The sequence below is a fragment of the Luteithermobacter gelatinilyticus genome (assembly GCF_005849285.1).
GTDB classification, from domain to species: domain Bacteria; phylum Pseudomonadota; class Alphaproteobacteria; order Sphingomonadales; family Emcibacteraceae; genus Luteithermobacter; species Luteithermobacter gelatinilyticus.
In genome coordinates, this window is the sequence record NZ_CP040517.1 from 1,747,600 (window position 1) to 1,761,868 (window position 14,269).

Sequence of the window (14,269 nt, forward strand, 5' to 3'; positions counted from 1 at the left end):
GAAGTGGGATTTATGTCGAATACAAGCGAAAAACTAGTTTCATCAGAAACTGCCAAACTGACAATTGGGGACAAAACCACTGAACTGCCGATTTTCAAAGGATCCACGGGGCCTGATGTCATTGATATTCGGTCTCTTTATAAAGAGACCGGTATGTTTACCTATGACCCGGGTTTTACCTCCACGGCCAGCTGTGAATCCAGCATCACCTATATTGACGGTGATGAAGGTATACTTTTGTATCGGGGCTACCCCATTGATGAACTGGCCAACAAAAGCGACTTTATGGAAGTCGCTTATCTGTTGCTGCATGGAGAGCTCCCCAATCAGGCGGAAAAGGAAAAATTTGTTCATGACATCACTTATCACACCATGATTCATGAACAGATGACCAAATTCTTCTCTGGTTTTCGCAGGGATGCGCATCCCATGGCCATAATGGTCGGTGTTGTGGGCGCCATGTCCGCCTTTTATCATGACAGCACGGATATCAGCGATCCGATCCAGCGCAAAATCGCCTCCTATCGCCTGATTGCCAAAATGCCGACCATTGCGGCCATGTCCTATAAATATTCCGTGGGGCAACCCTTTGTCTATCCGCGCAATGACCTGAATTATGCGGAAAACTTCCTGTATATGACATTCGGCGTGCCCACATGCGAACCTTACCAAGTCAATCCGATCCTGTCCAAGGCCATGGACAGGATCTTTACCCTGCATGCGGATCACGAACAGAACGCCTCCACCTCTACTGTCCGTCTGGCCGGCTCTTCCGGGGCCAATCCGTTTGCCTGTATCGCCGCCGGGATTGCCTCTCTGTGGGGGCCGGCGCATGGCGGCGCGAATGAAGCCTGCCTGAATATGCTTCAGGAAATCGGTCACACCGACAACATTCCGGAATATATCAAACGGGCCAAGGATAAAAACGACCCGTTCCGTCTGATGGGATTTGGTCACCGCGTTTATAAAAATTATGACCCCCGCGCCAAGGTCCTGCAGGCAACGGCTCATCAGGTGCTTGCTGAACTGGGGATCGAAAATGATCCGCTGCTGGATGTGGCCCGGGAGCTGGAGCGCATTGCCCTGGAAGACGAATATTTCATTGAGAAAAAACTTTACCCCAATGTGGACTTCTATTCCGGAATCATCCTGAAAGCCATGGGCTTCCCCACTGAAATGTTTACGGTGTTGTTTGCGCTGGCCCGCACAGTTGGCTGGGTTGCCCAATGGGGAGAAATGATTGAGGACCCGACCCAGAAAATCGGTCGTCCCCGCCAGCTTTACACCGGCGCCACAGCCCGGGAATATATACCAATAGATCAACGCTGATCCGCAGCGGAATACCCCTCCTAAAAAAGAAAGCCCGGCTTCAGCCGGGCTTTTTCTGTTTACGAGAGATCCTAGAGTGAATTGATGAACGCATCATTCACTCTAGGTTTTTACTCCGGATAGCGATGCGTCATCGCCTTTACTGTTCGATAAGTTCGATCATATATCCGTCGGGGTCCTTGATAAAAGCGATAACCGTTGTCCCGTGTTTCATGGGTCCGGGTTTGCGCGTCACTTCGACCCCCGCCGCATCAAGCTCCTCGCAGACTTTATAGATGTCCTTGACCCCAAGAGCGATATGACCAAATCCATTGCCCAGATCATACCGTTCCTCCTGGCCCCAATTATGCGTAAGCTCGATAACCGTATTGTTTTTTTCATCGCCATATCCCACAAAAGCCAGGGTAAACTTGCCTTCGGGATAATCCTTTTTACGCAGCAACTTCATCCCCAGCTTATTGCAATAAAAGTCCAGCGACCTGTCCAGATCCATCACACGGATCATGGTATGCAGCAAACGAAATTCGCTCATGGAAGACCTCCATTTCGGATAAAGCCTAAATTTTTCAGCTTTCGGCAATCATCGCCGTATAAGTGGCTTCCGCCACGACCTGCCCGGCCACTTTTCCAATCCCCTTGAATTTCCATACACTGCGGCGGTTTTGCTCTTTACTGACATGAAGCTCAAGCCTGTCTCCGGGCACAACAGGCTTCCGAAACTTGGCGCCTTCGATAGACATGAAATAGACGAGCTTGCCTTCTGCTTCCTCACCAAGGCTGAGCATGACAAGCGCCGCCGCAGTCTGAGCCATGGCTTCCACAATAAGAACCCCCGGCATCACCGGTTTCTGAGGAAAATGTCCCTGGAAAAAAGGTTCATTCATCGTCACATTCTTAATGCCCGTGGCCGCCTCTCCCGGCACAATATCCTGCAACCGGTCCACAAGAAGCATGGGATACCGATGCGGTATGACTTCCATAATCCTTACTACATCAACTTCTGCCGGGATTTCTTTGATTTCCTCGTTCATGATATTCCATTCTTTCTTGTCGTGGATCTTGAGAACAATTGCCGACTAAATAAAGCTTTTACTCCTCAAGCGCAAGTTTGATGAAAACAAATACCCCGCGTCAATGCGGGGTATAAGTGTACCATCAAAATAGGTGACGGCTTTTTCTTACTTGCCTTCAACCTGGGGCAATTCCACCTTAACAGTGGGCAGAACCTGATCCAGTTGCTCAATGACCTTTGTGGTCACGTCAAGCCCCGGCACCTGCTCAATAATCAGGCTCTTATCCATAATTACTGTGGCCCCGTGTTCATTGAGTACTTTCTGCAAAATGGGCTTCAGGGCCCGCTGCACTTCGTTCTGGGCATTGACCAGAGCGGCCTCCATTTGCCGCTGTTTGAGCTGAACTTCCCGCTGCACGGCAACAACCTTGCCCTGGAATTCCCTCACCTTGGCCTCATAGGCCTCCTTCTGCATAATGGATCTCTGGGTTTTAAGAGATTCCTCTTCTTCTTTCAGCTGTTTTTCCTTCGCCGCAATTTCATTCTGAAATTTCTGGCGAATCTGGTCCAGCTGTGCCTGGATATCCTTACCGGCAGCAGAATTGAAACGCACCATGCGCGTGTCAATCACCGCAATGACTGCTTTAGGTAAAGTTTCCGCATAGAGGTGTTTGATTCCTGCCATAAACCCGATGGTTGAAGCAAGCGCCACCACCGTTGCTAATCTTGTAAAATGTCTCATTAAAACCTTGTTCCGATGTTAAATTGGAAAAATTCTGTTTTGTCCGCCTCATCTTTAAGCAATGCCTTGGCAAAGTCAATCCTGAAGGGACCAAAAGGCGACATCCAGGAAAAACCGATACCAGCGGATACCCGCGGAGAAACGCTGTCCCCGATGACCTGGTGAGTAAGGCCAGTGGCCGCATTCACCAGAGATGGCGGCTCATCAATTCCAAACAACGCCCCCGCATCAACAAAGGCGCTGGCCTCGATCCCCATTTCCCGTGCCCCTGCCCCCAATGGTACAAACAGTTCGATGGATCCCGTATAATAGGTATTTCCGCCAAGAGCATCGCGGGTGATGCTGTCACGCGGTCCAACCCCTCCCCGTTCAAATCCGCGCATTTTCGGGGTTCCAAGGAAAAACCGGTCACTCAGACGCACATCATCACTGATGCCGAAGACATTGCCCCCTTCTACGCCTACATTGAAGACCCAGTTGCCGAAGAACGGATGATAAAAGTCATAACTCGCCCGGCTGCGCAGATATTTAGTGTTGCCGCCAAGCCCCGCAAAGTCCTGGTTAAAGACAAGCCGCTGCCCCCGGCTGGGATGCTGACGATTATCCAGCGTATCATAAGACAACCCATACCCGATGGAGGAAGTGGTGAAATCTCCCCGGTTACTTTCTAGATAGGGACTGCTGGAGATAAATGTGGTTTCCACTTTGTCCCGACGGAAGGTATACCGCGAACTCATCACAATATATTCGGTCACCGGAAACGCGGTTCTCAGACTCGCGCCATAGGTCTGCTGAGTGAAATCAGCTTCAAGGAAGTCTGTATCCCGAACAAAAAGATCAACACCGGCCACCACGGCCCGATCCATGAAATAAGGCTCTGTAAAGCTGATATCTACTTCCTTGCGGAAACTGGAGATTCGCGTACCAAGACGCAGGCTCTGCCCCTTGCCCATAAAGTTTCGCTCCCCGATACTGAAATCGAAAAGGAAATTTTCACTGCTTGAAAAACCGGCCCCCACGGACAATTCACCTGTGGCCTGTTCTTCGACAGTCACTTCAAGAATGGTCTTGTCCGGCGCGCTGCCTTCGACCTGTTCGATGGTGGCTTCCTTGAAAAAACCCAAGCTCTTGATGCGGATTTCCGAACGCTTCACCTTCGCAGAGTTATAGGCATCGCCTTCCACAAGACGCATTTCCCGACGGATTACCTTGTCATGGGTGCGCACATTACCGGTAATATTAATTCGCTCCACATAGACCCTGGGCGCCTTGTTCACCACATAGGTAATGTCCACAGTCCGTTCCTTACGGTTACGCCGGACTCTGGGGCGGACGTCCACGAAGGCATACCCCTTAAGACCGGCCACATCGGTCAACAGTTCGACTGTCCGGTCAATCTGGGAAGAATTGTAGATGTTGCCTTCTCTGGTCACCACCAAAGGCTCCAACAATTCGGATTTCAGGTCAGGAATTCTGCTGTCAACGGTTATTTTGCCGAAAGAATAAACCTCACCTTCTTCAACGGTAATATTGATAAAGAAATGCTCCTTGTCCCGGGCCAGCTCCGCGACCGCCGAAGTAATGCGGAAATCCGCATACCCTTTGGATCGGTAAAAATCACGCAGCAACTGTTTGTCATAAGCCAGGCGATCGGGGTCATAGGTGTCTTCAGAGGTCAAAAACTTCCACCAGCGGCTTTCCTTGGTCGCCATGACGCCGCGCAGGTCGTCGTTATTAAAGGCTTTGTTGCCCATAAAGTTGATTTTGCCGATTTTGCTTTTCGGCCCTTCGCTGATCTCAAAAACCAGATTCACCCGGTTCTGATCCAGCTGGATAACCTTGGGCTCGATGGTCGCCGCAAACCGTCCCCCCCGGCGATACACTTCCAGAAGCCGCTGCACATCCGCACGCACCTTGGCCCGCGAGAATACGATCCGCGGCCTAAGCTGGATTTCTTCATACAGCTTGTCGTCTTTTTTGTATTTGTTCCCCTCGAAAGCGATACGGTTGATGATCGGGTTTTCCACCACTTCCACCACCAGGGTATTGCCGGCTCGGCCGATTTTTACGTCTGAAAACAGCCCGGTATTGAAAAGTCTTTTAAGTGAAATATCGACTTTCTGCTCATCATAATCCTCCCCCTCGGAAACAATCAGGTAGGATTTAATGGTTTCGGCTTCGATCCGTTGGTTCCCAACGACCTGAATAGACTGAATCGCATCTCCATAGGCGCCGGTTTGCGCCAGACCACCCGATACAGGTCCCAGAAATGAAAATGTTAATGAACAAACAAATCCAAGAGTAATAAAAAAGCGATTTTTCACCGGTACTGTTTCCTGCTTATTTATATTCTTTGTTTATATAAGCCGGTTATCCCACCAAGCCCATAATGTCATTCAGCGTGGCAAACACCATTAACCCGAGAATGAGAATCAATCCAATACGAAATCCTAATTCCTGGGTTTTTTCACTCAGTTTTCTCCCCAAAGCTGCTTCGAAACCGTAAAACAGCAGATGTCCCCCATCCAGCATCGGTATCGGCAAAAGGTTGATAATACCCAAATTTATCGAAATCATGGCAATAATCGAGATATAGGAAAATATGCCTTGCTCAGCAGATTGGCTGACCACCTGAGCAATCTTGATTGGCCCGCCCAGTTCCTTGGCGGAACGGTCTCCGAACAAGATCTGCCCCAACCCCCGAAACGACATTTGAATAATGTCCCAGGTCCGTTCGACGCCGGCCCAGAATGCTGCGGGCACACTAAGCTCACGGATTTCTGAACGCCCTACGGAACGCACCCCGATAAGGGCAACCCGTTGAATATTTCCGTACCCGTCATCCACTTCTTCAAGGCGCGGGGTCAGGCTCACTTCAATGAGACGTCCGCCCCGGTCAATCTCCAGACTGACCGGTTCCTCCAGATTGAGCATGATTCGGGTTTTGATGTCATTAAAGCTTTCGACAGCAACCCCATCCACAGAAACAATACGATCATTCGGCTGTAATCCGGCCTGTTCAGCGGGGCTTCCGGGCACCACCTCATCCACAATCGGCGGCGTATAGATCTGCCCAAAAGTTATGTAAAACGAGGCCAGAATCAATACCGCCAGCAACAGATTTGCAAAAGGACCGGCAAAAACAATCGCCGCGCGTTGCGGTAGGCTTTTATAATGGAAGGCGACCTTTCGTTCTTCCTCACTCATATGGGGAAGGGAGCCATCAGGAGTGCTGGCGGCACTGGCATCGCCAAAGAATTTGACATATCCCCCCAGCGGAATATAGCTGATCTTCCAGCGGGTTCCTTTCCTGTCAGTCCAGCCCCAGATTTCGCGACCAAACCCGATGGAAAACACCTCTACCCGCACACCGCACATCCGGGCCACAATGTAATGGCCCCATTCATGGATAAAAACCAGAACGGAAAGGGCGACGATAAACGCCCCGGCATAAAATATAAACGAAAATAGAGTATCCATGACCCGTCTTTATTTCTCTATCAGTTCGCCGGCAACACGTCTTGCTTCCTGATCCACATCCATCACAGTTTGCAAACATGTCAAAGGGGATGCCCCTATCGTCTCCAGCGTTGTTTCAACGATCCCGGCAATATCCAGGAACCCTATTTTCCCCTCCAGAAATGCATATACGGCAACTTCATTCGCCGCGTTGAGGATAGTAGGCGCACTTCCCCCGGTTTGCAATGCCTCTCTTGTCAATTTTAGGGCCGGGAACTTGTTAGTATCGGGTTCGGAGAAGTCCAACCGGCCCAACTCCGCCAGGTTAAGCTCTTTTGCCGGGGTTTCGATCCTTTCCGGCCAAGCCAGGGCATAGGAAATAGGCGTGCGCATATCGGGTGACCCTAATTGCGCCAGGACGGAGCCATCCACATAAGACACCATGCTGTGAATAACGGATTGCGGATGTACAAGGATATTGATCTGATGTTCTTCTACCGGGAACAGGTGATATGCCTCGATCAGCTCCAGCCCCTTATTCATCATGGTGGCTGAATCCACAGAAATCTTGGCCCCCATATCCCAGTTGGGGTGGGAAACGGCTTCACGGGGGCTGACATACGCCATTTCCTCGCGGCTTTTGGTGCGGAACGGCCCGCCCGAAGCGGTCAGGGTGATATGGGCCACCTTCTTCGGTTGGGCAAAATCAAAAACCTGAAAAATCGCATTATGCTCTGAGTCCACCGGCAGCAGGGTCGCATGATGATCACGCACCTCTTTCATCATCAATTCCCCCGCACAAACCAGGCATTCCTTATTGGCCAGCGCAACCGTCGCGCCCCGACGCACCGCATTGAGCGTCGGCCGCAGCCCCGCGGCGCCGACGATGGACGCCATCACCCAATCCGCCTCCATCAGGGCCGCCTCGCTCAGCGCCTGCTCACCTGCTGCGGCGATAATGCCGGTTCCCGCCAGAGCGGTCTTCAGCTCCGCATATTTCGTTTCATCGGCCAGGACCGCCATGCGGGCCCCGAAAGCGATAGCCTGTTTTGCAAGTTTTTCTACATTGCTGTTGGCGGTCAGAGCCAGAACTTCAAACCGCTCCGGATGCCGCCGGATTAAATCCAGCGTATTGCAACCAACTGACCCTGTGGATCCCAGAACGGTAACCCTGCGAACCGCATTGTCCTGTTTTGCATCCGGCATTCCCATGAAATTCAAGCTCCTACAGCATGAAATAATAATAGGCGGCAACAACCGGGGCCACAAAAATAATTCCATCCACCCGGTCCATAACTCCCCCGTGGCCGGGAATAATAGCCCCGGAATCCTTGACGTTGAAATGCCGTTTCAGGGCGGATTCAACCAGGTCTCCGACCTGGCTCCACAACGCCATGAGACAGGCCGCAACGGCCATCATCAGCAAAGGTGTAAATGCCATGACATATGCCGCTAGGGTTCCGGTTATCCCGGCAAACACCATACCGCCAATCAGTCCCGCCCAGGTTTTTTTCGGGCTAATTCGGGGCGCCAGCTTTGGCCCGCCAATCTTTTTACCGGCAAAATAGGCACCGGTATCCATCGACCAGACAATAATCATCATCCATAAAACAATCAAGCCGCCCTGTTCTTCATAATGGCGCAGATAGATCAGCCCCACCCCCGGCAGAACGGCATAAAGCAGGCCCACAAGGCCCCAGACAAGGCTGGCACCACTCCGCCATGCGACAAGGAGCAAAACCGCCACATACGCCGCGACCCACTCCCCCTTCGGCGAGATTGCCTCACTGGTGGCATAAGCCGCCGCCAGCAGTCCTGCAACCTGCACCGCAAAGAGGAGCCAGGGGGTGCGTCCTTCACAAATGTTGTCCCATTCAAACAGAATCAGCCCAGCCATCAGAACCACAAGCAGAAAATACGGCAGGCCGCCATACAGAATCGCCCCAACAGCGATAGGCAACATAACGCCTGCGGACAATATTCTGATGGTAAGGTTATTCATGGGCGCCCTGACACATCCGACATGCGAGCGGCTCAGGGCCGCGCCCCGTAGCGGCGTTCGCGTTTGTTGAATTCCTCTATGGCGCCCTGAAGAATATCCTCGTTGAAATCGGGCCATAAAGTATCAATAAAGATAAACTCCGAATAGGCCGCCTGCCAGAGCAGAAAATTGCTCAACCGCTGTTCGCCACTGGTGCGAATGATCAGATCCGGATCCGGTATGTCCGCCGTATACAGATGATCGGAGAAGAGTTTCTCATCAATCATGTCGGGGTCAATGTCCCCGGCCTTGACCTTGCGGGCAATTTCCCGAGCGGCACAGACGATTTCTGCCTGTCCCCCGTAATTTAGGGCAAGGATAAGCTGTAATCCGGTATTCTGGCGGGTTTTTTCTTCCGCCTCAGCAATCAGCTTGAGGATCGAAGGACTCAACCGGTCACGCCCGCCGATAAAACGCAGACGCACATTCTGACGGTCCAGTTCGGTGACTTCATTCTGAAGGTAATGGCTCAACAGCCCCATCAGATCCCTCACCTCATCTTCGGGCCTTTTCCAGTTTTCCGATGAAAAGGCATAGAGGGTCAGATAGTTCACCCCCAGCGAGGAACAGGTCCGGACACAGTTCCGGACCACTTCGGCCCCCTTGCGGTGTCCGGCAACCCGCGGCAAGAGGCGCTTTTTGGCCCAACGTCCATTGCCATCCATAATGATGGCAATGTGTTGCGGCGGGGTCAGCGCCCCTGCCTTGGCCGAAATTCTGCTTGCCTCTTTCACCACGTACATGCACAAATTCCTGTAAAATCCCGTCAAACTTGCATGATTTCTTTTTCTTTGGCGGCTGTCAGCCGGTCAATTTCGGCGATTTTTTCATCAGTCAGTTTCTGAACCTTGTCGGCCAGAACTTTTTGTTCATCTTGACTGATTTCACCATCTTTTTCCAGCTTCTTGATGTGATCCATGCCGTCGCGTCGCACGTTACGCACGGCAACACGTGCCTGTTCCGCATATTTCCCGGCAACCTTGGTCAGTTCCTGACGACGTTCTTCATTCAGCTCCGGTATCGGGATGCGCAAAGTTTGACCGTCGACGACCGGATTAAGGCCCAGTCCCGCGTTACGGATCGCCTTTTCCGCGGCGGCCACCATTCCCTTGTCCCAGATCTGCACCGAAATCATGCGCGCTTCCGGTGTTGAAATCGTGCCGATCTGATTGAGCGGCATCTGTGAACCATACGCTTCAACCACGACCGGATCCAGAAGATTCACGGACGCGCGGCCGGTTCTCAGGCCGGAAAATTCGGTTTTCAGATTTTCAATAGCGCCCTGCATGCGCCGGTTCAGATCCTTTAAATCAAGCTCAGAAGACATGACTATTCCTCCTGACATATCTTGGTAAACTGGCCCTCATCCTTAAGGACTCGGGCGAATTCACCGGGTTCGTGAATTGAAAAAACAAGAATGGGGATGTTATTTTCCCGGGCCAGCGCGATAGCCGAAGCATCCATGACCTTCAAATCCTTGGTCAGCACCTCACGATAGCCGAGCTGTTGATATCGTTTTGCGGTCGGATCCTTTTTGGGGTCCGCCGTATAAACCCCGTTGACCTGGGTGCCCTTCAGCAGGGCATCGCAATTCATTTCTGCTGCCCGCAACGCCGCCGCCGTGTCCGTGGTGAAAAAGGGATTGCCGGTGCCGGCCGCAAACACCACCACCCGGCCCTTTTCCATATGGCGGATCGCCCGACGCCGAATATAGGGTTCACAGACCGAAGCAATGGGAAATGCCGACTGAACCCGCGTATCCACATCTATATTTTCCAGCGCATTCTGAATCGCCAGAGCGTTCATCACCGTGGCCAGCATGCCCATATGGTCTGAGGAAGTCCGGTCAAACCCCCTGGCCACGCCGGTCATGCCCCGGAAAATATTTCCGCCGCCGACCACAAGACACACTTGCACCCCCATTTCCCGAACCGTTTTGATTTCCCCGGCCACCCGGGTCACCATATCCGGATCAATTCCGTATTCCTTGTCGCCCATCAGGGCTTCGCCGGAAAGCTTCAGGAGGACGCGTTTGTATCGAGCCTCATCAGACATTTTGGCCACCTTGATTCAGATAGTAGTTAACATCATGCCACCCGGATGATTTGAGTCAGACAGGGCACAACTTTATTGTTATTGTGCGCATCTTGCCTGAGCCGGGGGCATAAGTCCATGATGAATAGAAAAATCGGGTCCATCTCTTCTGTATTTTTCACACAGGAGAAATGAACCCGACGAAATTTTCAGTTAATTGCCGGCAGCGGCAGCCACTTCGGCGGCAAAATCAGATTCTTCTTTTTGAATGCCTTCCCCCAGCACCAGGCGAACATAACCGACAAGTTTGATGTCTTTCCCGGCTTTTTTGGCGACATTTTCAACAACCTTGGAGATTTTGGTCTCTCCGTCAATCACGAAGGTCTGTTCCAGCAGAACCACTTCCTCATAGAATTTACGGATCCGCCCTTCGATCATTTTTTCAATGATATTGTCCGGTTTGCCGGATTCACGGGCCTGTTCGACAAGCACATTGCGCTCACGCTCCAGCAGCGCCGGATCAAGGTCCTCAACACTGAGCGATTGCGGCGCCGTGGCCGCCACATGCATGGCTAGCTGTTTGCCAAGAGCCTGAAGTTCCGCTTCGTCAGCCTCTGATTCCAGCGCCACCAGCACGGCGATTTTACCCATATTATCGGCAACGGCGCCATGAATATAGGACGCCACAACACCTTTATCCACTGACAGCCCGACAGCCCGACGGAACGTCATATTTTCGCCAATAGTCCCCACGGCTTCCTTGATTTCTTCTTCCACGGTGCGGTCCGTACCCGGATAGGGCGCATTTTTTGTTGCTTCATAATCCCCATTCTGGGTCAAAGCCACGCCAGCAATATTCCGCACCAGCGCCTGGAACTGCTCATTACGAGCCACAAAATCGGTTTCCGAGTTTACTTCAACAGCCACGGCCCGAGGACCTTCGGCGGCCACAGCCACAAGCCCTTCGGCGGCCACCCGCCCGGCTTTTTTCGCGGCTTTGGCAATACCTTTCTGACGCAACCAGTCAATCGACGCTTCCAGATCCCCATCGTTTTCCGCAAGAGCCTTTTTACAATCCATCATACCTGCGCCGGTCTTTTCGCGCAGCTCCTTCACAAGTGCAGCAGTAATTTGAGCCATTTTTCTTCCTTGATGCGTTCTTTAAAATTAACGAATTACAGGCCCCGGATCAGAGCGGCCCAAACACCGCCACACAGATTTGGGACCTGTAACACCAATGAATTTCTTTAAGAAGCCTGCTGTTCGCCGGCTTCAGCGTCTTTGTCCGTGCCTTCTTCCTGGGCAGTCTCTTCTGCGGCGACTTCGACAGACGCTTCTTCCTCTGCGCCCTCAGCCTGATCATCGGCCGGCGCCCCTTCTTCCGTCGGCAGGGTTTCTACGGCAACGTCTTCAGACGCCCCAATATCCACACCCTGCTCTGTCAGTTCTTGCTGAATGCCATCAAGAACCGCATCAGCGACCAGATCGCAATACATCTGAATGGCGCGGGTGGCATCATCATTGCCAGGGATCGGGAAGTCCACATTGTCCGGATTGCTGTTGGTGTCCACCACGGCTACAACCGGAATACCCAGCTTCTTGGCTTCCTGAATCGCCAGTTCTTCCTTATTGGTATCAATCACAAACAGGATATTGGGCAGCCCCCCCATATCTTTGATCCCGCCAAGAGACCGTTCCAGCTTCTCCTGTTCCCGGGTCAGCTGCAGGATTTCTTTTTTGGTCAATCCGGAATGTTCCTGACCCAGAATCTCCTCAAGATGCTTCAGACGCTTGATGGAATTGGAAATCGTCTGCCAGTTGGTGAGCATCCCGCCGAGCCAGCGATGGTTTACATAAAACTGGCCACAACGTTTTGCCGCTTCGGCGATGGGTGCGGACGCCTGGCGCTTGGTCCCGACAAACAGCACTCGCCCGCCAGCAGCGGTGACGTCACGGATCTGCTCCAACGCCCGATGCAGCAGCGGTACGGTAATAGACAGATTGATGATATGAACCTTATTGCGAACCCCGAAAATATATTCGCCCATACGGGGGTTCCAACGGTGAGCCTGATGGCCAAAATGCACACCAGCTTCCAGCAGCTGGCGCATGGTAAAACTTGGCAACGCCATATGTTTTCTCCTTTTCCGGTTAATCCTCCGCGAGTTTGGCTTCCCGATCCCTTCGGGAAACACCGGAAAGTCGGCCCCGATATGTGGGGGACTAACTTCATACCCGCGTGCGAAGTAAAGGCGTCTTACGCCGAAATGATCAGAAGATCAAGAAAAATATACAGCCGCCGCAGCTTGGGGGCTTTTATGCATTGATGACCGCGTCATCGTGACCTCTCGAAGCCCCCTGCCGTCGCTCCCGCGCAGGCGGGAGCGGCGATCCCGCCATGTTGTCTTATAAAAAAAGCTGGCGTGCCGCGCCTTCTCCAAAAAAACAGAACGGCACTGGGATAGAGCCGCTCTGTCGAGATTAAAGGTTTCTTTTTGTTTTGGTTATACCTTCTTTATTTATCTTTATGTCTGTCAGGCACCCGGTTCGCCTCACAGGGGGAATACCCCTCCTCTCTTTATTTCGGTTGTTCCGGATTTCGGTTGTTCCGGTCCTTTCTTTGCCCTGACATTTGTCAAGTGATAGTTATCAGGAAACGGTAGCCGGGACCGCGCTAATATCTCAAGCAGGTCCCGGACCCGTTCATCGTTTCAGGCATCGTTTCAGGACCGCACCCGGCGGCGCATGACACCGATTCCGACCAGGCTCATCCCCAGCAGGCCAAGAATGGCCGGTTCGGAAATTCTCATGGCGGTTACATTGACCTGGGTTTGCAGGGTTGTGAACCCGTCTTCAGCGGCGGCAAACCCCCGGCATCCCGGCGCCAGCCCCACAGAGGCACAATCATCCGCGTCCAGATTGTCCAGAGCGCCCAGATCCAGAGTCACCGTATATTTATATTCGTCGATGATGAAACTGAAAGACAGGTTTTCCGGGTTGGTCAGTGCATAAATATCCGCGCACGGATCGCCCAGCGGATTGGCGCAAGGTTCTGCATTGAGGGTTTCCTCAAACACCACAAACAAATCAAATTCCACCGCCGGCAAAGAAGAACCGGCCGGCATTGTTGGCGTCATCACCACAGAATCCTCTATGGTCACGGAAGTCAGGCTGTCGCCCGTGATCACATTATTATAATGGGTGAGTGTCGCCGCATCCTTGGCGGGGCCGTTGGTGACCAGTCCCGTCACTGTGGTAACCCCCGTAGAGCCGGCTGTCGGGTTATTGACATCGGCAACAAAGTTCTGATCACTCAGGACCAGGTGGCTTTGTTGGTTCTCGGGGTTTGCCGGCGTACCCCAGGACAGTACCGTTCCCGTATTGGTCACGGCCGCAGCCGGTTCCTCATCAACAAACGCCGCCGTGGCTTCCAGGGTCCATTCGGTAATCAAAGCCGCTTGTGCGGCCTGACCGATCACCATACTGCCCAGCGCAACGGTGACGCCATACATAATTTTCTTCAGATTGTTCATTACAACCTCCTCAACCAGTGTCGTTAAGTTTTGTACCGGGAACAGACCTTTCTCCCATTTCTCCCCTTGAAAGATTTGACCTGGCTTCCTCAAATACGCCAGAGACAAAACCAAAGACA

14 protein-coding genes are annotated in these 14,269 nt (G+C 52.3%); 1 reads left to right on the plus strand and 13 read right to left on the minus strand.

Features of this window, described 5'->3' with window-relative positions; translation table 11 throughout:
- Nucleotides 1-12: 12 nt before the first annotated feature.
- Nucleotides 13-1,329, plus strand: a complete 1,317-nt coding sequence (gene gltA / locus FE788_RS07900) for a citrate synthase (protein WP_138380122.1) — start codon at nt 13-15, stop codon at nt 1,327-1,329.
- Nucleotides 1,330-1,468: 139 nt separating this feature from the next.
- Here the strand turns inward: gltA and gloA are convergent, their stop codons facing one another.
- The 13 genes from gloA to FE788_RS07965 all read right to left on the minus strand — a co-directional run bounded on the left by gloA (nt 1,469) and on the right by FE788_RS07965 (nt 14,150).
- Nucleotides 1,469-1,861 (minus strand): lactoylglutathione lyase, encoded by a 393-nt coding sequence (gene gloA / locus FE788_RS07905; protein ID WP_138380123.1) that lies wholly within the window; start codon nt 1,859-1,861, stop codon nt 1,469-1,471.
- A gap of 34 nt (nt 1,862-1,895) precedes the next feature.
- A complete protein-coding gene (gene fabZ, locus FE788_RS07910; RefSeq protein WP_138380124.1) occupies nt 1,896-2,360 on the minus strand; it encodes a 3-hydroxyacyl-ACP dehydratase FabZ in 465 nt (154 codons plus the stop codon).
- Nucleotides 2,361-2,507: 147 nt separating this feature from the next.
- Complete coding sequence (locus FE788_RS07915) at nt 2,508-3,083, minus strand: OmpH/Skp family outer membrane protein (protein ID WP_138380125.1); 576 nt, start codon at nt 3,081-3,083, stop codon at nt 2,508-2,510.
- A complete protein-coding gene (gene bamA, locus FE788_RS07920; protein ID WP_168190329.1) occupies nt 3,083-5,407 on the minus strand; it encodes an outer membrane protein assembly factor BamA in 2,325 nt (774 codons plus the stop codon). Before bamA ends, FE788_RS07915 begins: the two co-directional genes overlap by 1 nt.
- A 46-nt stretch (nt 5,408-5,453) precedes the next feature.
- Nucleotides 5,454-6,563: an RIP metalloprotease RseP gene (gene rseP / locus FE788_RS07925; RefSeq protein ID WP_138380127.1), complete on the minus strand. Its 1,110-nt coding sequence runs from the start codon at nt 6,561-6,563 to the stop codon at nt 5,454-5,456.
- A gap of 9 nt (nt 6,564-6,572) precedes the next feature.
- Nucleotides 6,573-7,754 (minus strand): 1-deoxy-D-xylulose-5-phosphate reductoisomerase, encoded by a 1,182-nt coding sequence (locus tag FE788_RS07930; protein ID WP_138380128.1) that lies wholly within the window; start codon nt 7,752-7,754, stop codon nt 6,573-6,575.
- A gap of 13 nt (nt 7,755-7,767) precedes the next feature.
- Nucleotides 7,768-8,544: a phosphatidate cytidylyltransferase gene (locus FE788_RS07935; RefSeq protein WP_168190330.1), complete on the minus strand. Its 777-nt coding sequence runs from the start codon at nt 8,542-8,544 to the stop codon at nt 7,768-7,770.
- 32 nt (nt 8,545-8,576) lie between these two features.
- Nucleotides 8,577-9,326: an isoprenyl transferase gene (locus FE788_RS07940; protein ID WP_138380130.1), complete on the minus strand. Its 750-nt coding sequence runs from the start codon at nt 9,324-9,326 to the stop codon at nt 8,577-8,579.
- A gap of 23 nt (nt 9,327-9,349) precedes the next feature.
- Nucleotides 9,350-9,910, minus strand: coding sequence for a ribosome recycling factor (gene frr / locus FE788_RS07945; RefSeq protein WP_138380131.1), 561 nt, complete (start codon nt 9,908-9,910; stop codon nt 9,350-9,352).
- A 2-nt stretch (nt 9,911-9,912) separates the two neighbouring features.
- A complete protein-coding gene (gene pyrH / locus FE788_RS07950) occupies nt 9,913-10,638 on the minus strand; it encodes a UMP kinase (protein ID WP_138380132.1) in 726 nt (241 codons plus the stop codon).
- 192 nt (nt 10,639-10,830) lie between these two features.
- Nucleotides 10,831-11,757, minus strand: coding sequence for a translation elongation factor Ts (tsf, locus tag FE788_RS07955; protein WP_138380133.1), 927 nt, complete (start codon nt 11,755-11,757; stop codon nt 10,831-10,833).
- 107 nt (nt 11,758-11,864) lie between these two features.
- On the minus strand, nt 11,865-12,749 hold the full coding sequence (gene rpsB, locus FE788_RS07960) for a 30S ribosomal protein S2 (protein WP_138380134.1): 885 nt from the start codon (nt 12,747-12,749) through the stop codon (nt 11,865-11,867).
- A gap of 591 nt (nt 12,750-13,340) precedes the next feature.
- The gene (locus FE788_RS07965; protein ID WP_138380135.1) at nt 13,341-14,150 is read right to left on the minus strand and encodes a THxN family PEP-CTERM protein; all 810 of its coding nucleotides are present in this window, start codon (nt 14,148-14,150) and stop codon (nt 13,341-13,343) included.
- Between the last annotated feature and the right edge of the window lie 119 nt (nt 14,151-14,269).

What these genes read in the sequence shown, in the direction of transcription:
- rseP (WP_138380127.1), bottom strand. Translation starts at nt 6,563, where the DNA reads ATGGATACTCTATTTTCGTTTATATTTTATGCCGGGGCGTTTATCGTC.
- FE788_RS07935 (WP_168190330.1), bottom strand. Translation starts at nt 8,544, where the DNA reads ATGAATAACCTTACCATCAGAATATTGTCCGCAGGCGTTATGTTGCCT.
- rpsB (WP_138380134.1), bottom strand. Translation starts at nt 12,749, where the DNA reads ATGGCGTTGCCAAGTTTTACCATGCGCCAGCTGCTGGAAGCTGGTGTG.
- frr (WP_138380131.1), bottom strand. Translation starts at nt 9,910, where the DNA reads ATGTCTTCTGAGCTTGATTTAAAGGATCTGAACCGGCGCATGCAGGGC.
- FE788_RS07965 (WP_138380135.1), bottom strand. Translation starts at nt 14,150, where the DNA reads ATGAACAATCTGAAGAAAATTATGTATGGCGTCACCGTTGCGCTGGGC.
- tsf (WP_138380133.1), bottom strand. Translation starts at nt 11,757, where the DNA reads ATGGCTCAAATTACTGCTGCACTTGTGAAGGAGCTGCGCGAAAAGACC.
- FE788_RS07940 (WP_138380130.1), bottom strand. Translation starts at nt 9,326, where the DNA reads ATGTACGTGGTGAAAGAGGCAAGCAGAATTTCGGCCAAGGCAGGGGCG.
- FE788_RS07915 (WP_138380125.1), bottom strand. Translation starts at nt 3,083, where the DNA reads ATGAGACATTTTACAAGATTAGCAACGGTGGTGGCGCTTGCTTCAACC.
- gloA (WP_138380123.1), bottom strand. Translation starts at nt 1,861, where the DNA reads ATGAGCGAATTTCGTTTGCTGCATACCATGATCCGTGTGATGGATCTG.
- gltA (WP_138380122.1), top strand. Translation starts at nt 13, where the DNA reads ATGTCGAATACAAGCGAAAAACTAGTTTCATCAGAAACTGCCAAACTG.
- pyrH (WP_138380132.1), bottom strand. Translation starts at nt 10,638, where the DNA reads ATGTCTGATGAGGCTCGATACAAACGCGTCCTCCTGAAGCTTTCCGGC.
- fabZ (WP_138380124.1), bottom strand. Translation starts at nt 2,360, where the DNA reads ATGAACGAGGAAATCAAAGAAATCCCGGCAGAAGTTGATGTAGTAAGG.
- FE788_RS07930 (WP_138380128.1), bottom strand. Translation starts at nt 7,754, where the DNA reads ATGGGAATGCCGGATGCAAAACAGGACAATGCGGTTCGCAGGGTTACC.